The organism is Bartonella sp. AP258QHHD (genome assembly GCF_042196145.1).
Taxonomy (GTDB): Bacteria; Pseudomonadota; Alphaproteobacteria; order Rhizobiales; family Rhizobiaceae; genus Bartonella.
Genome location: NZ_JBHIPR010000063.1, coordinates 18,082 through 42,379, shown reverse-complemented (window position 1 = coordinate 42,379; position 24,298 = coordinate 18,082). Strand labels below are relative to the sequence as shown.

Below are 24,298 nucleotides of genomic sequence, written 5' to 3'. Positions count from 1 at the left end.
AACTGCATACTATTGAGAAAAAATAACATGATAATGCCAGCTTGCATTTTTATTAAGTAAAGATGATAATGCTCAATGACCAAGGCATTTGTAGAAGTAATACTATACGCTCCATCCCCTCCTTTTCATTGCAGTTTTACAAAAAATAACCGGTTATATATCATGAGTAAAATAACCCTATTTAGGTCATAATTTCATAAAGTGTCTCTTACTCTTTTCAATGAATAAAAACTCCCACAGAGTACACACACACTTTATTTATGAAATAACAAACGCAATAAAATACACTATTATTCTAACAAAGTTGCGATAAGATAAAAAATTCTAGCGTGTAAGAGGTTTATAATTTGCATGCTTAGGATTAAGAGATTCCGCCCCAAGACGACGAACTTTATCAGCCTCATATTCAGCAAAATTACCTTCAAACCATTCTACATGACCATCACCTTCAAAGGCTAAAATATGTGTTGCCAATCGATCAAGAAACATACGATCATGCGATATGATAACTGCACAACCAGCGAAATTTTCCAATGCATCTTCCAATGCACCCAATGTTTCAGTATCAAGATCATTTGTCGGTTCATCAAGAAGAAGCACATTCCCCCCCTCTTTTAGAAGTTTCGCCAAATGTACGCGATTGCGCTGCCCTCCTGATAAATTTGCCACCTTCTGCTGCTGATCTGCCCCCTTGAAATTAAATGCCCCGCAATAAGCGCGGCTATTCATCTCATATTTGCCTAATTTAATAATGTCATTTCCACCAGAAATTTCCTCCCAAACAGTTTTATCCCCCACCAAGGAATCGCGACTCTGATCCACATAACTCATGTGAACTGTTTCACCGATACGTATCTGACCTGAATCGGGCTTTTCCTGTCCCGTCAACATTTTAAACAAGGTCGACTTTCCCATACCATTGGCCCCAATAACGCCTACAATGCCACCAGCAGGAAGTTTAAAAGAAAGAGAATCAATCAATACACGTTCACCATAAGCTTTAGAGAGATTATCAACCTCAATAACAACTTGTCCTAATCTTTCTCCAATAGGAATAATGATTTGCGCCTCTCCAGGACGGCGCTCACGTGCTGATTGAACCAACTCATCATAAGCCTTAATCCGAGCTTTTGACTTTGCTTGTCGCCCTTTTGGACTAGAAGCAATCCATTCTTGCTCACGTGATAAAGCACGTTGACGCGCTGCCTCTTCACGGCCTTCCTGAGCCAAACGCTTGGCTTTAGCCCCCAAATAAGCAGAATAGTTCCCCTCATAAGGAATACCTCTACCGCGATCTAATTCTAAAATCCAACCCGTTACATTGTCGAGAAAATAACGATCATGGGTTATCAAAAGCACAGCCCCAGGATATTCACGTAGATGCCTCTCAAGCCAAGCCGTCGTTTCAGCATCTAAATGGTTTGTCGGTTCATCCAAAAGTAATAAATCAGGTTTTGACAAAAGCAATTTACAAAGTGCAACACGCCGCTTCTCACCACCCGAAAGTTTTGTTACATCCCCATCGGCTGGCGGACAGCCAAGAGCAGCCATAGCCATTTCCACTTGACTTTCTAAATCCCAAAGATTCTGACTGTCAATAATGTCCTGAAGCTGTGCGCTTTCATCAGCCGTTTCCTCGCTATAATTCATCATCAATTCGTTATAACGCTCAAGAACTTCCTGTTTATCTGCAACACCTTCCATCACATTACCACGTACATCTTTGCTCGCATCAAGCAAAGGTTCTTGTGGTAGATAACCACAGCGTGCTCCTTCAGAAATCCATGCTTCTCCGGTATATTCCTTATCTAGCCCAGCCATAATACGTAAAATAGTTGACTTCCCTGCACCATTCGGCCCTAAAATACCGATCTTCGCATCTGGATAAAAAGACAAATGAATATTTTCTAGAACTTTTTTATTGCCGTAAGACTTGTTAAGCCCAGCCATATGATAGATAAATTGACGTGCCATAAATTTCTCTTTATATTATGCGATATTAAAGATTAGGATTTTGAAAAAACTGCTTTTGCTTTTTGAAACTGTACAGTAAATAGCACTTACGTCGTATCAAAAGCTTTCGCTTTATATTGGTACATTTTTTCTAATCTCACAAGCCCCAGTATGGTCCTGAATGCAAAAAAACATCCCCCTAAAGAGCAAAAAGCAAATCTTTTTAGCTGTACCTGAAACCTGTTATCAAACATTGCCTCTCTTTTCCATACCAGATATAACATTGTATTTTTATCGTATTAAACCGACTTATCAATGTAATATGATACCACAAAGAAAAGCAATTCTCTATGCGCCTTCTTTTCTCGCTTTATGGGCTTTATATTACGCAGTAAAAAATCCTTCTCTTTTTTCATCGATTTTTTGCTACGGAAAGCAATGGACTTCACCCCTTGCCTTGATATGGCTTAAATTACGTTTACAAAACGACCGCCGCCTTATGGGATCTGACGTCCCAAGCCCAATGATCATGAAAGCTTTGCATCAACACGTAGCAACAAATGACTACAGCGCACTTCCCATTGGTACGTGGTTACAATTCGTAAAAAACTATAAAACCAATTGTAAAAACTTATCCATCCCCCTCTTTTGGCTTGATAATTATAAAAATAATATCAATATCCAGCACATCATTTCAAAACTTCAAGACGACATATAGCTTTTTAAAAATACGATAAAAGCTCATCTCGTATAGGAATATATTTATGGAAAAAAAAGCCTTAATCGTCATTGATGTTCAAAATGACTTCTTACTAGGTGGAGCACTTGCCGTACCTCAAGGTGATGCTATTTTACCCGCCGTCAATAATCTCATAAATCATTTTGACCACGTTATCTTAACCCAAGACTGGCATCCCAAAAACCATTGCAGCTTTGCTTCCTGTTATCCTGAAAAAAAGCCCTATGATACAGTCATTCTTGACTATGGTCCTCAAATACTTTGGCCTGATCATTGCATACGAGGAACACAAGGAGCAGAATTCCATCCATCTCTTAGAGTAGAAAAGGCACAACTTATCCTTAGAAAAGGCTATAATCAAAAAATGGATAGCTATTCTGCTTTTCTTGAAAATGATCAAAAAACACCAACAGGTTTACATGTTTATCTCAAAGAACATGGTTTTACCAAGCTCATTATGTGTGGCTTAGCAACTGATTTTTGTGTCGGATTCTCTGCTCTTCACGCCATACAATACGGTTTTAAAGTCAGTGTTTCATTAAATGCTTGTGCTGGTATTGATGTAAACGGATCACTAAACACTATGCTTAAAACTATGAACGAAGCAGGGATAGAACTGTTAATGCTCTCCTAAAATATTCTTTTCTCATCTACCATTATAACATTCTGATTTATAATGAATAAATTTTTTTACCTATTTAAGTAAGGAACGAAAATATCGTAAAATTCTCTCATTTCAACCCTATTTCAACACCATTCTCTTAAAACATCACAAATAGGATTGATGTATGAATAAAAATCTTGCAAAAAAAACAGCCAAAAGGCTTCTTATGAATCATTAAATGCAAGAGCAGTTATGATACTGAAAGCTGGTAAAAAGTATAGCGTAAACTTGCACCTTATATTGAAGTCAAAAAGCCTCTATACGTCAAAAGTTATCCAAAAGATTATACATTATTTCCCTCATGGAGGGGAAATCGTGCAATGATCTCCTCTTTAAAACAAAAACATCAATAAGCAATAACATGGCATTTTTTGCACAAAAGACCTCTTTCTATTCAAAGATATGCGATAAACAAAAGTGTGAAAAAGGAAGAAATCTCCATTACTTAGATACAACATGTTCATCTAATTGACGATGCTTAAAACGAATCGAAGAATATAATGCCATTCCAATAATACAGACTCCCACAAGTCCTGTTAAAACTTCAGGAACCGATATAATCGTTTGCAGATACATAATCACTGCAAGAACTAGAATTGCATAAAAAGCACCATGCTCTAAATAACGATAATGCAATAATGTTCCTGATTCAACCAACATAATTGTCATAGAACGAACGTAAAATGCTCCGATACCAAGACCTATCGCAATAATAAAAAGGTTGTGTGAAAAGGCAAAAGCACCAACCACGCCATCGAAAGAAAAACTAGCATCAAGAACTTCTAAATAAAGAAACGCCCCTACTCCCCCGTGAGCTACTGTTGTTAAAGTCTTTTGAGGAGTATCCAAGAGATGACCGACAACTTCAACACCGATAAAGGTCAAAAGTCCATAAAGTGCTGCTAATAAAAAAGTTATTTTATTTTCTGCGTCAATCTGAGCTGAAACAAATAAGATCAAAATCAAAACAATTGCAATATCAATTCCAACAAGCGCCCCAAACTTTTGAGCAGATCTCTCTATAACATTAAGCCAATGCACTTCTTTTTCAGAATCAAAAAAATATTTTAAGCCAACCATCATAAGGAAAGTTCCTCCAAAAGCAGCAATCCCCATATGCGCATCGGTTAAAACTTCAGCATATCGATGTGGTTCCCATATCGCTAATTTGACTGCCGCAATTGGATTAATCCCAACAGCAACGACAACCACCAATAATGGAAAAACAATTCTCATCCCAAATACAGCTATCAAAATACCCCATATAAGAAAACGACGACGCCACAATGGACTCATTCTACTAAGAACACGCGCATTGATAATAGAATTATCAAAAGATAAAGAAATTTCCAAAATTCCTAAAACAAAGCAAATAAAAAAATATTTAAGAAAACCAGTAATACTTTCCGTTTCAAACCAACCAATAACCCCTCCTAAAAAGACACCAATAATCGTGAAAAAAAAAGCAAACCCAAAATAGCGTAATAGGGACATGATCATTCCTCAAAGTTTATTTTCTACTTCATCTAAGCACACCCAGTACCAATCCAAAGTTTGCATCTCTTTAAAGTTGCATCTATTAATGCAGAGGTGTATAGAATATATATGGTAAAGTTACATGAAAATTCTCTCAAAAAAAGCAAGAGACAAATGTAGCAACAAGGAATTTTGTTTTGAAGTGAATATCAATTGTCAATACAATAAGTGCAAGATTGCTTTCTATCTACACAAATAAAAAAATAACAAGAAATTAAAGCTATAATATTGACATTATATCATAGAATATTAATACATAGTGTGCTTTTATTATTTAATGATTTATACCATGATGATTTACCGAGGGAGATAATTCGTGGCACGTCCTGAAACTGAATCAAAAACCATATTTGGAAAACGTTTACGTTATGTACGTCTTGCTTTAGGCGATCCATCGCGTGAAACCTTAGCTAAAAGTTTTAGCATGACAAAAAATTCCATTGCTTTTTATGAGCGTGGAGAGAGAGAACCCAATCTTAGTGTCTTACAAACATACCGCACGTTATATGGTGTCAATATTAATTGGCTTTTAACTGGACAAGGAAAAATGTTTGACACCGAATATACAAAAGGTGATTTTGACTGGAATTATTTTATTAAAAAAATCGAGGGACTGGAAGAAACACTTGCCGATAGTGATCGTAACGAAAAACTAAATCAAGAAAAAATCGACAGTTCTTATGAAAAGTTGCAGCAATATTTGTCAAGACAAGGTTTATCAAATGGTTTTAACTCTAAAACTACAACCTCTCTTATCGATATGAAAGCTAAAATGGCCAATTCTTATACCCTTAGCTTATTCATTGATTTACTCATTCGAAGCGTATCCCAAAAAGAGGTTATAGCTAATCAATAAACGTCTATTTCAAAAGAAAAAGCAAGAAATGATTAAACACCAGTATGGAAAGAAGTATTTTTTTACTTTATCCGTGCTGGTGAAGTTTTATATAATTTATAAACTTTATTTCTGTAACGACAGAAAAATATTTGCGTTGTAAATGAAAGTATAGTGTCTTTAAATTAAAAAAAATAATTTTATAGTATAAAATTCTCATTCATATCTTATTGACAATAAATTTTTTCTTGTTAAAAGAATAATAGCTCTCATAGAAATTATTTTTTAAGGTCAGAAAATTTAAGGGGAATATATTGACGACTTCCTAGAGAGACATACATTAATGTTTACAAGCGGATTAGTTAAATATTTATCCTGAAAATTATCAGCTATTTTATGAGGTGGGAAGCATGTATTTTGAGGTGTTTCAAGGAGTTCACAATCAATGGTACTGGCGTTTAATCTCAGGAGATGCACAAAAAATTGCTTTTTCTAGTAAAGGTTATCCAACAAAACAAGATATCCTAATCAATATTGAGCAAATAAAAGAAATTACACATAAGGCTCTTATTAGAGAACTACAGTCCTAACGTTCTTTACCATTAAAACAAGCGTTTATTTTGTATAATGGTATGGTAGTTACTTTTGTGATAAATGAAAAGTGATTGATTTGCCCTCAATGAGAGGAAGTTTTTGTATTATTTCTGACACTCACAAAGAACATTCATATTCTTACAGATTATATGTTTATTTTCAATCATACTCAAATCTCTATAGCCTTTATCAAAAAGAAAATCTCTTAAGTTTTGTATTTTTCATAAAAAATAAACGCACATGAAGAGAAGATAAATCATCAATGAGAAATATATTTACTCTAAAAGATATTAATATCTTTTACGTTCATATTCCTCTTCTGTATCTGATAATCATAACTGACTTACCCATTTCATCTTCATAAAAAGCAAATATCTCTTTCTTTCTATTATCATGCAATTTTTTATACCTATTAGCTGAAACTATCGTAGCATTTATACCTTACATCTAAAAAGAACGTGCAAAACTGTTTCCAGCAATAATATAAAATTGCTGGATTGTATAGACGCGCTTTTTAATAACTAGCCTACCTATAAACTGGTTTATCATCATAAACTCTTATTTTATGATCAACGACGCTCTGTCTTATAACCTTAAATGTTGTCATAAAATCAGAGTAAACTTGAATATTCTCTTCCAATACAATCTCTCCATCAGCACCATAATTGGCTTCATTAAAGTTTATCTCTCTCGTCATTCCAATCTTCCTAACACATTTCTAAACCCTTTAATGCAAAATATGAATACAATCACTCTTTATCATCTTCAGATTTAAGCATTTTTTTATATTTCTTTTCATTTTTTTCATATTGCTTAATTTGTTTTTTCAGTTTTTCAATTGCTTGGTCGCGTCTTTTAATCACCATACTTTGCTCTCTAATAGCCCTATCTCGTTCTTCAGTCATCTTCATAGAATCTCTTAAAAACTCATGCTTTATTCTTCTAGATTCCTCTTTTAAAATTTTCACTTGACTGCGATAATATAAAGAAAATCGAAATATAACCCCGCTGCACAACAAAACAACAATCATTGCTCCCAATAAAATTTCGTTTACACTCATTTGGATCTCCCTTAATTGTCGCTCAAGTGATGATCTTGACCAATTTGTTTCATCCTCAATCAAAAAAAGAATGCAATAAATTGCATGTTCCAAGTGTGAACAATCACTCTCGGCGTTCTTATTTTCTCCATTAAAGCATTGATAAATGACGCAAACAAATCTCTGAAAGCGGCTAAATCTACACTCACACCAATTATTTGCGACATATTTATTGACACAAAATACAAAAAATAAGGAACGTCAAATAAAACTAACGACGCAATCCAATCATACAAGCCTTGCCCAAATCGTTCCTATCTTCCTTTTTTACGCCATGTGGAATGCGGCTATATATGAAAGTTTTTCATTATTACAAAAATCTTCAGTGTCACAAAGCACAGCATTTCTGTAAAATTTTGCCTTCCCACAAATCTTTACATCACCACAAACTAAAGCATCATTATAAACTCGAGCCTTTCTAAAATCACGAGTATCACCACAAAATTCAATACATTGAGCATTCAAAACTTGATCAAAAAAGACCGCATTAGCATTAGCATTAGCATAAACATATGCATCTCCACTCATATTCAAATAACGGTAAAGTTCTTATTTTTCATAAACATGCGAACTCTTACGAACAACTAAACAACCATATGTTAATGCATTGTTATCAATAACAATATCATTATAAACACAGACTTCATTATAAACCGCAGCATCATAAAAACACATTCATCCCCATAAGGGCATTGATCGAATGTACAATTCTACCAAACAACCACCTTTGTGGATCAGATTACCTTCCTGTTTAATAAAATATCCAAGATCACTTTTTTGATATTTCCCATTTTTTTACGCATATATACGATATACCATCTGATAGTGATCTAATTTATTACAATAAAGAAGAAATCAGTATTCTTTATCTATGCAATTTACATTTTTTCTACAGCCATTATCCTATCTCTTAAGGCTCTAAAGCTTCGTTATATTCACACACTACCTCAACGCAGAATTTTTTTTTACAAATTCTGATGTTGGGGTATATCTTGATTTATAATGCTGCTACGTATACTATCATAGTGAAATCTCATAAACATACGAGTGTGTATCGCCCTTTCTGGTATACACATTTACTTTTTCACAACCGTGGAACTAAGCAACCATTTTTATTGATTCGAATCTGAAAGTGTATGGGGACATTTTGTTATTAGTTAAAAACAACTCTATATGCTTCCTTAGCGAAGAGCTACACATGGATATTTTCACGCTCCTTGTATCATATATTCTGGATTCGCAACGCAATATTAACGCTATAGCGTAAATATGTAAAGGTCTAAAAATGACAAAGACTGAAAAAGATTGGTTCCAACGCTTAGTTGAATTGATAAAAAGTGACGGACGAACAATGATTGAAATAAGCAGAGCTGCAGGCTGTGGACAAAATTACGTCCAACAAATGATAAATGGAGGCAAGAGACCTTCTGTAGATAAACTCATGGCTATTTTGAATACACTGGGAAATGCTAGTGCCATATATGTAATAACTGGTTTCAACATCTCCGATGAAGACTTAAAACTCATAACTTTGATTTCGTCTGGAGATAAAAAGAAGATTGAAGCCTTAAATGTTCTGTTGAATGAGCAGAATCTGTAGCATTTTCTACTTTATCCAATATCGCTTGCTTTTGAGACGTCGATAAAGACTCCCATTTCACAATAATATCAGATAAAGTTGTTTCAAATTTTTTATCATTCTTCATAGTCATACTCCATGTAGTCACACTATATAACGCTAAAGCGTTTAAAATATATCTCATACCTTAGAAAAAAATATTTGCAATAGGCAGTATGGAAGCAATTGTGTACAAACTTATTTTACAAAATCAGATGAAGTTCTATTAGTCATGTACCATGGTGAAACAGAAAGCATCACACGATCCAGACCTTCTTATGAAAATTGGTATAATCTATCAAAAACGCGAATAATGTTACGCAGATCTTGCGATTCGGACCAATAAAAACTAATGTGAAAATATCCCTGAAGACACTCCTGAACTCTATATAAGAGAACACGAAAAAGCTTTTTTGAAAAAAATACATCACAATTTATTCTACATAGCACCATCTATGTTTTTTTAACAATATTGCAAAGCGAGAATATAACAATGTTATAGGAATAAATTCTTATAAACAGAGCCACACTACCTAAAACTCTGTAACACATTTACAGGTAACCTCCCCTCTAAACGCACCTTGTAAATACTAATATAAGTCTCTATCATAAGCAAAAATGATACTATCAAAAAAATAAAACGAATCACCACGCACAATCTTTGTACGTAAATTTTATACAGATTCACAACAAGAGAGAAATTCCCTTATGCAAATGAAGAATTATATTTTAAAAGTATGGCTTTGAAGAAGAAGTATACTTTTCCAAAAAAACACCCTCCCTGCCAATAATTTTTCATAAGAGAAAAAACTCATAATAAAGATAAAACTCTCTATACGATCAATACGAGAAAAATGTTATCAATACAAAAAAGTGCTAGGGTTACCGCAATATTGCCAATTCCTTATCAGAGTAAAATCAAAAAAGACATCTGCTCTTCAATAATAATTCGGATCACATGAAAACTCTATAATTTAAACATTAAGCAAAAAATACACAAAAACAGAAAATGGCATTTTAACAAATTTTCCAATATCATAGAAAACATTTCTTACAGAATAATAAAATGCTTATTACAATAGAATCTGGATGATGCAAAGCGATAGAAACAATCACTCAATTGACTTTTCAAAGAACAATTAATAAAATTCTTTTCAAAAAACACGCCACCGTCACTATGAACAATATTTCTCAAGATATTAAATAGAATTCCTTTCTTGGGAAAAAGAAAATATCAACAAATGTTATCATCGTTGCCCCCATGATACATATGAATGCCCATAGATCACATTCTCTTATACACTAACCTTTCATCACAATGATGCTATTCGAACGTTTAAAAGACATTAACATCACTTAGAAAAAAGCAAATTTACACTAAATGTTTTTTGAGCCATTTGTTCTGAACAGGTACAATCTTTAAAATTGGTTTTATTGAGGTCTGTTTATTTGCAGAACAAGTATAAATAAACTTATCCAATGAAGCTTTTAGCCTTCTATTTTATGAAGAACACCATATAGAAAAAGTACAAAACAGTATATGAATTAAGAAAGTAAATAGCGACCCATATCAGTTAATCCAAATGCTAAAAGGTTGCAAATGAGAGAACTTCTTTGATGAGACTAAGAAAACATACCATCATATTAAAGCGACTGAGAGAAAAAACAGCAACAAACAACGACCAAAAGCTTCTAAAACAAACAGGAAAATAAATAAAAAACGAAAAAGGTAGAATCTCAAAACTTTTATATAAGCGATCCATTTTTCTATTGTACATTTCCCTATTGGTGGGCCCGGAGGGACTCGAACCCCCAACCAAGCGGTTATGAGCCGCTGGCTCTAACCAATTGAGCTACAGGCCCTAAATAGGTTGTTTCTCTCTAAACTAAAATGCCCTATGATACAAGAGCTGACAAAGATTATAACCTATCTTTTTCTCTTTTCTATTGGTTTTTTTTCAGTGCTCTAATTTCTTTACAAAAACTCTTAAAAATGAGAGAATAATTAACTGACAAATATAAAGGTATAGATATGATAGAAAAGAAAATTCAACCACTGAAGAGTTCTCTGGTTAAAACAGTTATATTAGCATTTACACTCTTAACCACATCGTTGACTGTACGTGCTTATGCTGAAGAAAATAAAATGAAAAATGCAACGATTACAGTGACAGCAATCGGAGAAAGTCAAGCAGCACCGGATATGGCCATTATTAATCTAGCCGTTGTTACCTATGACAAAACTGCCCAAAAGGCATTAGCTTCCAATAATCAATCCATCAATGATATTATAAACGCTTTTAAAAACAATGGCATCCAAGCAAATGATTTGCAAACATCAGGCTTATCCATTTATCAGTCAACCTCTGATAAACACCACGAAAAAAAGAATAATGAAAAACTCTATCATGTTTCAAATTCTTTAACCGTGCGCATTCGTGATCTTACCAATGCTGGTAAAATCTTTGATCAAGCGATGACACTAGGTGTTAATTCAGTTAACGGCATTACTTTTACCAACGCAGATACAAAGCCATTTTATCAAGAAGCACGTAAAAAAGCCATTACTGAAGCCATTGAAAAAGCGCAAACGATAGCGCAAGCAGCCGATTTAAAATTAGGAAAAATTATTGAAATCAATGAAAAGGATGATTACTATCACCCAACACCACGTCTCATGAGTAGAGCAGCAGATGTAAGCTACGCAAATACAAATTTTGCAGGTGGTGAATTAAATTATAACGTGAGCGTCACTGTAGTCTTTGCGATCGATTAAGTCACAAACAAGTTGTATAAAAAATCACATTACTGGCCTTCACGTAGAAGACCAGTAATGTGATAAAGATAATCTTCCTCAGATAATAATTCGTCTTCGTAAATCTCTATTTGTCCGCGTGCAGAAATATGCGCTGTATGTACCGTCTGACAATCCCCTGATACCAATGGATGCCACCAATGAAGATCTTTTCCCTCATAAATTAATCTATAAGCACAACTTTCTGGGAGCCAACGCGCTGTTTTAACTGTCGTAATGTCTAGCGATATACAATCTGGTACAATTGATTTACGATGAGCATAATCTCGACACCTGCAGGTTTCCCCATCTAAAAGACGACAAGCAATACTGGTTGCATAAAGGTCACCCGTATCATCGTCCTCAACTTTATGGAGACAACAACAGCCACAGCCATCACAAAGGCTCTCCCACTCAGAAATGGAAATCTCTTCTAATTTTTTTACTTTCCAAAAGGGAAGTTCTCCACTCATAAACTCAGACACACCTTTTTTAATTAAGACGATCTATAAAAAATGAAACGTTTAATTTCTATAATTTTATCTATTTCTGTCTCTTAAAAAGATTCAACTCAATGTATACTTTAAACCATGTTCTTAAAAGCTATCTGAATAAAAAGAGAATATTCAAAAATAGCGCATATAAATGAACATAACCTATTGAAACATCTCTTTGTAAACTTAACGAAGAATAAAATGCGTCACCTAAAATGATAGAAAAATTCCGCAAAGAACATACATTTTTCATCAAAAAGTCCGTATGTTGCAATATAAGTTTACTCCTAATAGATCTCATTTCTTAAAAACGAGCCGCGCTATCGCAAGGTAATGTTTTTATCGTTCATTTCTTGAAAGCCCCCTACTCTCTACTCCATAACCACCCTTTGCCCTATATCTATTCTTTTGAGAAAGAGAAGTATAAAGCCCCAAAGCTAAGAAAAACATTAAACATCGAAAACTTTCTAGATTGTTCAAATTTTTCCTATGTTTTTCTCAAAAAAGTATCCAAGTACAACATGAAGCACCTCCCCCCTTCATTAGGAAGAAAGAGGGAGTTATTAAAATGCACACGAATTCTTTTATTTAAGAATCGAGAAAACTGCGCAATTTTCGTGAACGGCTAGGATGTTTTAATTTACGAAGTGCCTTTGCTTCAATCTGACGAATACGCTCTCTTGTAACTGAGAACTGCTGTCCCACTTCTTCCAATGTGTGATCGGTATTCATCCCTATTCCAAAACGCATCCGCAAAACACGTTCTTCTCGTGGTGTTAATGAAGCAAGAACGCGTGTTGTCGTATCTCGCAGATTAGCTTGGATAGCTGCATCAATTGGTAATAACGCATTCCTATCCTCAATAAAATCACCCAAATGGGAATCATCTTCATCACCAACAGGCGTTTCGAGAGAAATAGGTTCTTTTGCAATTTTAAGAACTTTTCGTACTTTTTCTAACGGCATAGAAAGCTTGCTAGATAATTCTTCTGGTGTTGGTTCTCGTCCAATTTCATGGAGAATCTGACGCGAGGTACGAACGATTTTATTAATTGTTTCAATCATATGAACAGGAATACGAATTGTACGTGCCTGATCAGCAATTGAACGTGTAATAGCTTGACGAATCCACCATGTTGCATAAGTTGAAAATTTGTAGCCGCGCCGATATTCAAACTTATCCACAGCCTTCATCAAACCGATATTGCCCTCTTGAATAAGATCAAGAAACTGCAAACCACGATTGGTGTATTTTTTTGCAATTGAAATGACAAGACGCAAATTAGATTCTACCATCTCTTTTTTCGCAATTGTTGATTCGCGTTCACCTTTCTGCACCTGCATAACAATCCGACGAAATTCACCAATCGAAATAGCCGTTTCTTGCGCAAGATTTTGTATTTCACTTCGCAGTTTTTGGATTTCTTTTGCTTCACGCACCGAAAACTCTTTCCAACCAGGTGTAGGCAAAGCAGAAATATAATTCATCCAATCCGCGTCCAATTCACGCCCTTGGTATTCTTTTAAAAAGTCCTCATGGCCAATGCCATAGCTATTGGCAATCCGTTTCAGCTTACCTTCATTATGAATCAATCTCTTATTAATGTCATAAAGCTGTTCAACCAAAGCTTCGATACGATTTTGGTTTAAAGAAAGGGATTTTACTGCTTGAATCAACTCACCCTTTAATTGAATATATTTCTTCTTCTGAGAAGATGTAAGAGCCCCCTCTTTACGCTCTGCCAAACTGCTTTCAACATGCTGATCTTGTAATTTTCGTAATTTCACATAGGTTTGAGCAATAAAATCCAATGTTTCCATAACTTGAGGACAAAGTTCATTTTCCATTGCAGCAAGCGATAAGTTAACATCGTCCTCGTCCTCTTCATCATCGTCTTCAATGTTTCTCTCTCCTGCGCTCTCCCCCATATTACGTATACCAGAAGACATTTTTTCTTCTACTGTCTTATCAACTTCACTTCGCTCAATAACAGGAGCCTGCTTTGCTTCTGGACCAGCATAAGTCGTTTCAAGATCAATAATTTCACGAAGAAGAATACGCTGCTCTTTTAACTCGTCACGCCAGATAATAAGAGCCTGAAAAGTCAAAGGACTCTCACAAAGTCCTGCAATCATTGTCTCACGCCCTGCTTCAATACGCTTAGCAATGGCAATTTCGCCTTCCCGCGAAAGAAGCTCAACAGCTCCCATCTCACGCAAATACATACGCACCGGATCATCCGTACGATCTGTTACTTCGCGTTTATTCGTTGTCGTTGCAATTGCGTGGCTAGAGGCTTCTACTAAATCACCCCCCTCTACCGTAACTTCTTCTTCATAATTTTCAGACTCGACTTCATCCTCATCATCCACAACATTAACCCCCATCTCAGAGAACATCGCCAAGATATCTTCAATTTGTTCGGATGTAACCTCGTCAGAAGGAAGAACAGCATTGAGTTCATCCATTGTTACGTAACCATTTTTTTTGGCAAGTTTAATCATTTTCTTGATGGCATCATCAGAAAAATCAAGAAGAGGACTATCCAAACTCGCTTGGTTTGTTACTTCTGCATTATCTTTCTGTTTAACCTTTGTTGCCATACCATAACTCCACTCGATCACTTCATAGTTTCCATGTAACCATAGTTTCCATGTGACCAGTTTTTTGTTCTCACTAAAATCTACCAATAGTTACTCATATATACTTCCTGTTAAGAGATTACCATTGGAAAGAATACATTTTGTATACGCCCTGACATCCAGACAAGCTTGACATCCAGACAAAAACGCGGGAAAACTCCAGAAGTTTCCCCGACACCTCTCAGCCCTTCTGAGATAATCTCTGCACCCTATCGTAAGAACCAATTTCCCGCTTTTCCTAAAATTTACCCGCTTTTCCTAAAATTTAATTGTCATCTTTATAAAAATGTCACTCCACATAAACTTCCTCATCTAAAATTTAAGTGACTGATTCGCATTAAAAAAGCGAATCATTTTATCGTATCTTGTGTATTCCCGTCTATTTTTTCATCCAACCAACTTCCAAATCCTTCAATTAACGCTTCTGTTGCCTGCATCTGCTCCAGCTCATTTTTTACCTCACGAAGCAGATCAAAAACCTCACTCTTAGGATTTTCTACAAGTTGCTCTTCAATATCCTGTAACCTCTTATGTAGGTGGTGTTCTTGAAGATGCAAGTAGACAGCTTGTTTTAATATAGCACGCGCATCTTCTATAGGGGCTCCACCAGGAATAATACGCATACCAATATTTTGCACAAGATGTTTCATACGCTCTAACAGAGCCTTTTGCCCTCTTTTTTCTAAGAACGCAACCATCGTCTCTTTATCATGAAGCTGTTGGTCCCCAAGAATTTCCAACATAGCTTGATGAAAAATTATCAATTGAGTATTTTTTAATTCTAACTCAGAAAGAATTTCAAAATTTTCATACCACAACTCAGGATAGTAAGCTAAAGTAAGTAAAATCACTGCTTCACGCAAAGGGATAGATTGCGAAGAATTTCGTACTATTTCAGAATTTGCTAACAGAGAAAAGGTTTGATCTTTAAAGGTCCTATTTGGTGAAGATTGACCATATCGCCCTTCCCCCCTTTTTTTCGAAAAAGAGGGACGAAAAAAATCAAAAAGGCGTTTTTTTACATCTTGCAAATAATAACGACGGACATCTTCATCCTTAATCGTAAAAATTTGTTGTTTTAGTTGTTTTTCTAGCGCTGCTCGTGCCTCTGGAATTTCAAAATGCTTTCCATAGGTAGCACGCCACCATAAAAGCTCACTCAAAGGAATAGCTTTTTGCAAAAAAGAAGAAAAAAGCTGTGCTCCACCAGCACAAACAATTTCATCAGGATCTTTCCCTTGTGGCAACAAAACAAAGCGTACACAAACCCCAGCCTTTAAAAGAGGCAACACACGATCAGCAACACGAAAAGCAGCTTTTAAACCAGCATCATCACCATCAAAACACAAAATAGGCTCCTTCCCCATCTGCCATAAAAGCTCAATTTGCGCTTCCGTTAATGCTGTCCCTAAGGGCGCTACAACTCCTTCAAAACCAGCTTTAGTCAATGCAATGACATCCATATACCCCTCAACAACAAGGAGTGAATGAATTTTTTCATCGCCAACAAAGCGACTATTTTTGCGAGCTGCTGCCGCGTTATAAAGTATATTTCCTTTATGAAACAGCACTGTTTCAGGGCTATTGAGATATTTTGCTCGTGTCTCTTTCTCTAATGCACGCCCTCCGAAAGCCACCACACGTCCGCGCAAATCTTCGATAGGAAACATAATGCGATTTCTAAATCGGTCATAAGAATCTGCGCTCTCCTCATGCACTGAGAGAAGCCCACATTCTTCCATTTGCTTTATTGAAATGCCCCGTGCACTCAAAGCTTCTTTCAAAGCTGTACGCCTTACCGGTGCAAAACCAATGCGGAAACGCTCTACAAGCTCTGGTGTAACACCACGTGCATCCAGATAACGACGTGCTTGCGTACCTTCTTTATCGCGTAAATTATATTGAAAAAAATCTGTAGCAATTTTCATCACATCATAAAGGTCAGCTTTTTCCAGTTGACGTTTATGACTTTGTGAATCCAAAATAGGGAGTTTTATTCCCGCAAAATCAGCCAAACGCTCTACACTTTCTGAAAAGTGCAATCCATCAAGCTCACACAAAAAGGTAAAAATATCTCCACTTACACCACAACCAAAACAATAATAGCGCCCTTTATGATCATCACAATGAAAACTTGGCGTTTTTTCACCATGAAATGGACAACAACACCAAAAGTCTCCCCGTGAAGGCTTACTTTTTCGAGGATCAAAATCCACCCGTTGCCCAATCACTGTTGAAATTGGGAGTCTCGTACGCAATTCATTAAGGAAATCGGGCGGAAAACGCATTATCTCTCACAGAGTTTGAAAATTCTTTTTTGCATATTTAACGACTTTAGAGCATAATTCCAATACTTCCTCTTAAGCAGTTGTAAAATTTTAAACCCTCAACTGCATATATTTTTAGAAATGGAGAATAAAAAGTGATCGAATTTATTGCTCAATATCCGTGGTTAGAGGCTATTTCTTGGCTTGTTATTCTTACTATAGCTGCCCTTTTAGTGAACTTTCTAGGACGAAAATTACTTATTCACGGAGCAAAAAAACTCTCTTCTTTTCTCCCCAAAAATACAACGATCGATATTAATAATGCTATTCAATACATAGCGGATATCATTTCAGCTTTTATTCTTTCAATTGGTGTTAATTTTATCTCAACATTGCCCGATGCATTTAGCACTGTCATCAGTAATGTTGCCAACGCCTTCATTATCTTCTTTGTCGTCCTGACAATTTCTTCCTGTCTCAATGTCATTAACATCCTTTACGAACAACGACCAACAGCACGACTAAAACCAATAAAAGGTTATATTCAAATTGCTAAAATTGCACTTTTTGCTGTTGCAACAATTTTAATGGTCGCTACATTGATTGACCGTTCCCCTCTTATTCTCTTCTCCGGTCTTGGTGCAATGGCCGCGGTTCTCATGTTAATTTTTCAAGATACGCTTCTTTCTCTCGTTGCCGGTATTCAAATTTCATCCACTGATATGGTTCGTGTTGGGGATTGGATTGAAATCCCCAATCTCGGTGCCGATGGTGATGTTATTGAAATTGCCTTGCATACTGTTAAAGTTCAAAATTTCGACAACACCATCACCTCAGTTCCTATCCGTAAACTTGTGACCGACCCTTTTAAAAATTGGCGTGGAATGCAAGAATCGGGTGGCAGACGCATCAAACGCTCCCTTTTTATTGATCAATCAAGTATCCATTTTCTCACAAAAGAAGAACAAAAATATCTTTCCCGATTTAATTTATTAGAAAGTTATTTCACGCAAAAAGTAGAAGAAATCGAACAATGGAACGCTCAATTAGATAAAAATCATGATGTCTTAGCCAATACGCGCCGTTTAACCAACATTGGAACTTTTCGTGCTTATGTTTTTGCTTATCTACAACAGCATCTAAACATCAACCCTAATATGACCCTCATGGCACGGCAATTACCTCCTACAGAAAATGGTTTACCCTTAGAAATCTATTGCTTTACGAACACCACCGTTTGGATCGACTATGAACAAATTCAAGGCGATATCTTTGATCACCTTTATTCCATTCTGCCCTGTTTCGGTCTAAAGGTTTTTCAAAATCCAAGCGGTTATGATTTTAATCAAGTATTAAAAGCAAAAGTGAAATAAAAACAATAAACTTCAATTTATTAATTTGAGGCAACCACATTCACAACAACAAAGAAAGAATAAAGTATCATGAATGGTTCATTGGTACTCCTTCATCTTGCCGGCGCTATTTCTTTACTTCTCTGGGCCACACGCATGGTGCGCACAGGAGTTGAACGCGCCTATGGTGACAGACTTAAATATAAAATGTGCCACGTCGTTTCAAAACCATTGTTTGCCGTAAGTTTTGGGCTTTTTACAGCAATGATTTTACAAAGCTCTACAGCAATAACACTCCTCGTTGGCTCTTTCGTTGAATCTGGTTTTGTCTCTGGAGTAGCAGGACTTATGGCTGTACGTGGAGGAGAATTAGGATCAGCAATCGTTGTAAAAATTCTCACCTATGACCTCACTCTTGTTGTACCCTTGTGTCTTTTAATTGGCACTTGTATCTTCATGACAACAGAAAAACGTGAATGGCGTCAAATAGGACGTATTGTCATCGGTATTGGTCTTTTGATTTTATCTTTAGAGATGATAAGTACCGCGACAGAACCTTTACGTGAAAGCGAAATTTTGCCTAGCATCATTCGTTATCTTTCAACCGATCCTATTTCCACTTTTTTGTTGGCTGCTGGCTTAACCTACCTCTTACATTCATCCATTGCAGGAATCATTTTGCTGGTCAATTTTGCCAACTACGATCTTATCCATACGCAACTCTGTGTTGTCATGGTTCTTGGTGTCAACTTTGGCTCTTCTCTTATAGCACCACTTTTAACGCGCAACGCCTCTCCTAATACCCGCCTCGTTCCCTTAGGAAATTTACTCATGCGTGGGGCAGGGTCAATCCTTATACTTATCTTATTTCTCTCCTTTCACCCTCCCATCACATGGCTTGGCAATAACGCCCCTACTCAAGTAATCAACGCCCATATCATTTTTAATGTTTTCATTCTCCTTGCTGGAATACCGCTTTCAAAATGGGTTTTAAAATTAACCACTCAGATCGTGAATATAAGTGCAAAAAAAAATGCAAGCCGACAAAACGCTCAATTTATCCGATCAAACAGCTCTTGATGACAGTGTTCTTGATCGCCCAACTCTCGCCCTCTCGAATGTCATGCGTGAAGTCATTCATATTTGTGATCTTGTAGACATCATGCTAGAAAAAATTATGGGACTTTATGAAAAGCCTGATCCCAATATTATTCGTGAACTCAACCAACTCAACACCATATTGGACAAAAAACATATCGCCATCAAACTTTATCTTGCACGATTAGCGGGACAAAAATTATCTGACGAAGAAGCTCTTCAAACGCAAGAACTTCTAGGTGCCTGTATAAAATTAGACCAAGCAGGCGATATCATTATTCATAATATGTTGATGCTGGTTAAAAAGAAACAACAAAAAGGTTTACAGTTCAGCAGCGAGGGCTGGAGTGACCTCCTTCGTTTCCACGCCATTGTACTAGCCAACGCGCATATAGCATTTAACGTTCTCGTCTCACGTGATACACACACTGCACACCTATTGGTACAAAAAAAAGATCAACTACGAAACTTAGAAAAAGAGATGAGTTTAAAACATTTTAAACGTCTGCGTGAAGGGGATCTCAAAAATGTAGAATCATCCAGTCTTCATCTCGACACTGTGCGCGACCTCAAACAAATCAACTCTCTTTTGACCTCAATGATCTACCCCATTTTAGAAGAACAGGGACTTCTTCAAAGTTCTCGTCTACGCAACCCTGCTGAAGAACAAACAGAAAAAACTTAAACCTTTCAAATAACTTGAATAAAACACACATCACATCGATTATTCAATTTTGAATATGGTCAAGATATTGATTTAATCAAAATATCTTATTATTCGACAATTTAAATGAGCTTTCTGCATCGTAAGTTTCTTTCATTTAAAATCTATACATGATGAATTGCTCAAAGTCATCTGCTTGCACATTACAAACAAAGCAGCATGTAGAATAGAACTCTTGAAGAAAGACGTAAAAATGCCTAACCATCTCAAAGCCAAGACTGTTAAACACATAAAGAGTAGGTCAAGAGTATGATAGTTCCAACCTAAACCCGCCTTGTAAAAAGGGAACCGCTTCACAGTAGCAGCGAAACAGAAATACTCTATAAGAAATACAAAACCCCACAAAAATGCAACATTTATATCAAGATTGGTAGAGGTTCAACCTATACAGCCATGCTATAACGTATCAACGAAACAGTTTTCATTTCAAACATCATTGATATCAATTGGCAAGCTCCAAACTTTTAAATATCCATTTTACTTATTGCTTTAATCACAATTGTTTTTTAATGTAAGAGAGAGATTTAAAAAGCTTATAAATACACTTTATGAGTTCTTAGAACATTTCTACTAATATTTTCTTCTTTTATTCATATTTATCAATTAATTAATTTATTTATAAATTAAAATATGTTGTATATTTATACTTATTAAGTATTATTATGATATAAATGTGAATATTATTTTTATATAAAGGAAAGTAATAAGTAAAATATCTAAAAGAAATATCCTTTCCACTGGTTAAAAAAGGAATAAACCTTGATTTTTACAAAGTTTACTCTAGTTACAATTTAAATTCAGGCAAAGGAGGGTATCATGGAAAATGCAAACATCGGTTGGATTGCTGCTATTATTATCGGCGGGATTGCAGGTTGGGCAGCACAGTATATTATGAAAAGCCAAACAGGAATATTGTTAAATATTATCTTAGGAATTATTGGCGCTGCGCTAGCAAGCTTTCTTTTTAGTCTTTTAGGTGTAAGTTTTGCTGGTTGGCTTGGCTATCTTATTTCAGGTTTTATAGGAGCCTGTATTCTTATATGGATAGGACAAAAAATTCGATCATAGAGTATTTATTTTTTACACCTTTTGGAATTCAATACAAAACTAGGAAACAACTAGCAGAGTTTGAAATATTTTCTTGTAACTTGGTGTTACCAATTTTGATATGATGGTGAGATGCTTAAGCTGCGATTTTAGGCATACACCATCACCGTATTATAAAACGAAATGCAGTAAAGAACTTTATAACGCACCATTTCATACCTATATAAACTTACGCATATCAGGAGAGATATGTTGCGTTATTTTAACGAAATACGAACTGATTTATGTACCACGTGCGCAAATCCAGCATATCTCACTGTAATAACAATTCATAAGGTTACAAAAATCACTAACGATGATTAAAAATTCTACCGTATAATGCTTAACACCTATACACTCTATCAACAATACCCTTTTTACCGAAAAACTCGAAGCGCTCTTTTACATTCTTAAGAAATAAAGAGAGACGGCAAGAATAAAATGATAAATATTTTTTCTAATCTATGAAATAAAATAGTATCTAAAATAAATATGAAAATTAAATTATAATGTGTTTTTTTAAATTTATTTTTAATAATAAAAATATATAAGTAAAAATTAATAATATTAATGCAAATTTATTATAAAATTAATACACATTATGTGATGTAATATTTCAAAATTTTAATAATATAATATATTTTGCAAAAATATATGCATTACTATAAACTTCTTGATTATAAAGAATACGATCTCCTTTACATCTCAATTCAAAAGATTTGAATATCTCTTCTCTTTCTAAAGTATAAAATAAAGTTTTGTTCCTCTTAAAATTTCCTCTTTATATCATCTTGCATAGATGAATTTTTAGCTCTTCTTTATATGCGTTACAAACGAATTTTAAAGCACGAAACATTTTTCCCATTGCTCTCATGCGATAAAGAAATTTCCGTAATGCATTGTGAAAGCGCCTTGAACAAAACATAATACTTTATTTTGCTTTTTTAAATGAAAATAATCCTATAATATATACTTCCTGCATATCTTCTTTTAAAGACCTTTGCTTTCGATTTTCCCTTTGATATCTTCCTGTTAAAATCTTGCTGCTTTTATACTCCTTGTATTACAATAGAGCTATCTATTTAACCCAACATAACATATGGAATAAGACTTTAGCTGTGGAGTAAAACGATGTCTGATCTTGAAGATTCCATCTTACCACCTCTAAAGTGGTTCTCTGATCAAAATCCTCCAATACCAGAAAATGTTCGCGATTGGCTCATGGAATCGGGCTCAATGACGCTTCGATTAAAGAAATATTGTACCTGCCTCCAAGTTCAACCACAACGCGAATGTTTTATTACGCGAGATAAATTAACAGAAGAAGCAGAGCATCTCCCCGAAAATGCGCGTTATTGGCTACGCGAAGTCATATTAATGGGAGATAATAAACCTTGGCTCCTTGGACGCACTGTAATTCCACAAGAAACCCTCCTACACAATCAAGCCTTGATGCATTTGGGAACTGTACCTCTAGGACATTATTTATTTAACAATGACAAATTAACCCGCGATTACATTCATATTGGTCAACAAGGTGCGCTATGGGCACGCCGTTCCCGTTTGCGGTTAACGGGTAAGCCATTGTTGCTAACTGAACTATTTTTAACAGATTCACCACTGTATCCCCACAAATAGAGGTTACTCATTTTATTCTGCATAACTTATAGATTTCATATAGCTTATAAGGGATTTAATCAGAGAAAAGAATTTCAAAATTATCTCAAGAACACATTAAAAACAAAGATTTCTTTTCAAAATATCCTTTTATTTCATCAACTCAGCTTAAAAAATCTCTTCCCTAGAAAAAACGTTCTAAAATTCTGATTTTCTTATCATTAAAACCAGCACTTGAATTAAAAAGATACACACCATATTGATAAAACCATCTATATTTAAATTTCTTGCTGAATAATCACTACTCTAAAATACGGTAACTCTTTATCAAACAAATGCTTTGAAACAGCAAAAAAGACAATAATACACTCCCCAAAATTGGAAATCTGTATCAATTAGCTTAATCATTCTGTTTTAAAATTTTTAACAGTGCTGACAATAGATCTTTTTAAAAAAGTAAAAACTCTATAATCTTTTTGTTTTTTAATGGTCTAACAGCTTTGAAGAACAGAAAAATATAATACTTAAAAGAATGTTTATTGCTCTATAAGAGCCAAAAAAATTTCGTTGATATCAAAAAAATATTTTTTTGATAATAGTATGTATATAAAAAATAAATGATATTTATCAACATCCTACTGACTTACAAAGGCGACGCACAATAAAAAATATTTTCCAATCCCCTTGAATTAACAAGATCTATTGCAATTTTTGACGAAGACTATTGCACACTTTAGAAAAATTCATTTGCCCCGCATACCGTTCCTTAAGCCATGCCATCACCTTACCGATATCGCGTAATTTTTCTGCCTTTGTTTGTGCCAAAGCTTCACAAAGAACCTGTTCTACTTCCATCTCCTTAAGTTGATAGGGAAGAAATTCACGAATAACTTCTATTTCTGCTTGTCCTCTCTCTGCCAATTCCAAGCAACCAGACTCTTTATAGGCTCGCATCAATTCTTCACGCTGTTGAAGCATTTTAGTGAAAACAGACTGTATCTGCTGATCATCCACTTCTAGCTTCCCTTCATCATAATAAAGAATATCACGATCCCTAACTGCAGCATTCATTAAACGAAGTGTAGCAAGACGCGCACTATCTTGCGCTTTCAAAGCAGCCCTAAGAGCCCCATCAATCTGGTTACGCAACATAAATTTATCCAATTTTTGTTCAAGAAGAAGAT

General features: G+C 35.2%; 20 protein-coding genes, 1 tRNA gene and 1 pseudogene. 10 read left to right on the top strand and 12 right to left on the bottom strand.

Annotation, left to right across the window (positions count from 1 at the left end):
- Positions 1–324: 324 nt before the first annotated feature.
- Positions 325–1,974, bottom strand: a complete 1,650-nt coding sequence (gene ettA / locus ACFIMM_RS07525) for an energy-dependent translational throttle protein EttA (RefSeq protein ID WP_375611983.1) — start codon at positions 1,972–1,974, stop codon at positions 325–327.
- A gap of 160 nt (positions 1,975–2,134) precedes the next feature.
- Here ettA and ACFIMM_RS07520 point away from each other — a divergent pair, with 160 nt between their 5' ends.
- Both ACFIMM_RS07520 and pncA read left to right on the top strand, forming a co-directional pair.
- A complete protein-coding gene (locus tag ACFIMM_RS07520; protein WP_375611982.1) occupies positions 2,135–2,671 on the top strand; it encodes a hypothetical protein in 537 nt (178 codons plus the stop codon).
- Positions 2,672–2,717: 46 nt separating this feature from the next.
- On the top strand, positions 2,718–3,326 hold the full coding sequence (gene pncA / locus ACFIMM_RS07515) for a bifunctional nicotinamidase/pyrazinamidase (protein WP_375628806.1): 609 nt from the start codon (positions 2,718–2,720) through the stop codon (positions 3,324–3,326).
- A 471-nt stretch (positions 3,327–3,797) separates the two neighbouring features.
- Here pncA and ACFIMM_RS07510 read toward each other — a convergent pair whose 3' ends face one another.
- A complete protein-coding gene (locus ACFIMM_RS07510; RefSeq protein WP_375682753.1) occupies positions 3,798–4,850 on the bottom strand; it encodes a DUF475 domain-containing protein in 1,053 nt (350 codons plus the stop codon).
- A gap of 358 nt (positions 4,851–5,208) precedes the next feature.
- Here ACFIMM_RS07510 and ACFIMM_RS07505 point away from each other — a divergent pair, with 358 nt between their 5' ends.
- Positions 5,209–5,748, top strand: a complete 540-nt coding sequence (locus tag ACFIMM_RS07505; protein ID WP_375628802.1) for a helix-turn-helix domain-containing protein — start codon at positions 5,209–5,211, stop codon at positions 5,746–5,748.
- Positions 5,749–6,137: 389 nt separating this feature from the next.
- On the top strand, positions 6,138–6,317 hold the full coding sequence (locus ACFIMM_RS07500; RefSeq protein ID WP_142416545.1) for a DUF1508 domain-containing protein: 180 nt from the start codon (positions 6,138–6,140) through the stop codon (positions 6,315–6,317).
- A gap of 530 nt (positions 6,318–6,847) precedes the next feature.
- Here the strand turns inward: ACFIMM_RS07500 and ACFIMM_RS07495 are convergent.
- From ACFIMM_RS07495 to ACFIMM_RS07480, 4 genes are all read right to left on the bottom strand, one after another.
- Positions 6,848–7,018: a hypothetical protein gene (locus ACFIMM_RS07495; protein ID WP_375613355.1), complete on the bottom strand. Its 171-nt coding sequence runs from the start codon at positions 7,016–7,018 to the stop codon at positions 6,848–6,850.
- A 52-nt stretch (positions 7,019–7,070) separates the two neighbouring features.
- Positions 7,071–7,382, bottom strand: a complete 312-nt coding sequence (locus ACFIMM_RS07490) for a hypothetical protein (protein WP_375613354.1) — start codon at positions 7,380–7,382, stop codon at positions 7,071–7,073.
- Between the two features lie 306 nt (positions 7,383–7,688).
- Complete coding sequence (locus ACFIMM_RS07485) at positions 7,689–7,955, bottom strand: hypothetical protein (protein WP_375682754.1); 267 nt, start codon at positions 7,953–7,955, stop codon at positions 7,689–7,691.
- Positions 7,956–7,970: 15 nt separating this feature from the next.
- Positions 7,971–8,096, bottom strand: a complete 126-nt coding sequence (locus ACFIMM_RS07480) for a hypothetical protein (protein WP_375613352.1) — start codon at positions 8,094–8,096, stop codon at positions 7,971–7,973.
- A 610-nt stretch (positions 8,097–8,706) separates the two neighbouring features.
- Between ACFIMM_RS07480 and ACFIMM_RS07475 the strand changes: the two genes are divergently transcribed.
- Positions 8,707–9,021 (top strand): helix-turn-helix domain-containing protein, encoded by a 315-nt coding sequence (locus tag ACFIMM_RS07475; RefSeq protein ID WP_007347852.1) that lies wholly within the window; start codon positions 8,707–8,709, stop codon positions 9,019–9,021.
- Here the strand turns inward: ACFIMM_RS07475 and ACFIMM_RS07470 are convergent.
- Both ACFIMM_RS07470 and ACFIMM_RS07465 read right to left on the bottom strand, forming a co-directional pair.
- Positions 8,945–9,127 (bottom strand): hypothetical protein, encoded by a 183-nt coding sequence (locus ACFIMM_RS07470; protein ID WP_375611974.1) that lies wholly within the window; start codon positions 9,125–9,127, stop codon positions 8,945–8,947. The genes ACFIMM_RS07475 and ACFIMM_RS07470 overlap by 77 nt on opposite strands.
- 1,698 nt (positions 9,128–10,825) lie before the next feature.
- Positions 10,826–10,902: transfer RNA gene (locus ACFIMM_RS07465), tRNA-Ile, on the bottom strand.
- Between the two features lie 169 nt (positions 10,903–11,071).
- On the opposite strand from ACFIMM_RS07465, the gene ACFIMM_RS07460 reads away from it, so the two are divergent.
- Entirely contained in the window at positions 11,072–11,815 is a 744-nt protein-coding gene (locus ACFIMM_RS07460; RefSeq protein WP_375682755.1) for an SIMPL domain-containing protein, read from the top strand.
- Positions 11,816–11,844: 29 nt separating this feature from the next.
- Here ACFIMM_RS07460 and ACFIMM_RS07455 read toward each other — a convergent pair whose 3' ends face one another.
- From ACFIMM_RS07455 to dnaG, 3 genes are all read right to left on the bottom strand, one after another.
- Entirely contained in the window at positions 11,845–12,306 is a 462-nt protein-coding gene (locus tag ACFIMM_RS07455; RefSeq protein WP_375628795.1) for a YcgN family cysteine cluster protein, read from the bottom strand.
- A gap of 609 nt (positions 12,307–12,915) precedes the next feature.
- The gene (rpoD, locus tag ACFIMM_RS07450; RefSeq protein WP_375613401.1) at positions 12,916–14,931 is read right to left on the bottom strand and encodes an RNA polymerase sigma factor RpoD; all 2,016 of its coding nucleotides are present in this window, start codon (positions 14,929–14,931) and stop codon (positions 12,916–12,918) included.
- 389 nt (positions 14,932–15,320) lie between these two features.
- Positions 15,321–17,258 carry a DNA primase gene (dnaG, locus tag ACFIMM_RS07445; RefSeq protein ID WP_375613349.1) on the bottom strand — a complete coding sequence of 646 codons (1,938 nt, stop codon included), beginning with the start codon at positions 17,256–17,258 and terminating at the stop codon, positions 15,321–15,323.
- Positions 17,259–17,392: 134 nt separating this feature from the next.
- On the opposite strand from dnaG, the gene ACFIMM_RS07440 reads away from it, so the two are divergent.
- The 4 genes and pseudogenes from ACFIMM_RS07440 (at position 17,393) to ubiC (ending at position 23,135) form a co-directional block, all read left to right on the top strand.
- Positions 17,393–18,610, top strand: coding sequence for a mechanosensitive ion channel family protein (locus tag ACFIMM_RS07440; RefSeq protein ID WP_375638344.1), 1,218 nt, complete (start codon positions 17,393–17,395; stop codon positions 18,608–18,610).
- Positions 18,611–18,679: 69 nt separating this feature from the next.
- Positions 18,680–20,372, top strand: a pseudogene (locus ACFIMM_RS07435) (Na/Pi cotransporter family protein).
- An 855-nt stretch (positions 20,373–21,227) separates the two neighbouring features.
- Complete coding sequence (locus tag ACFIMM_RS07430; protein WP_375611967.1) at positions 21,228–21,479, top strand: GlsB/YeaQ/YmgE family stress response membrane protein; 252 nt, start codon at positions 21,228–21,230, stop codon at positions 21,477–21,479.
- Positions 21,480–22,628: 1,149 nt separating this feature from the next.
- A complete protein-coding gene (ubiC, locus tag ACFIMM_RS07425) occupies positions 22,629–23,135 on the top strand; it encodes a chorismate lyase (protein WP_375611966.1) in 507 nt (168 codons plus the stop codon).
- 678 nt (positions 23,136–23,813) lie between these two features.
- Here the strand turns inward: ubiC and ACFIMM_RS07420 are convergent.
- A complete protein-coding gene (locus tag ACFIMM_RS07420) occupies positions 23,814–24,266 on the bottom strand; it encodes a GatB/YqeY domain-containing protein (protein ID WP_375646197.1) in 453 nt (150 codons plus the stop codon).
- Positions 24,267–24,298: the final 32 nt, after the last annotated feature.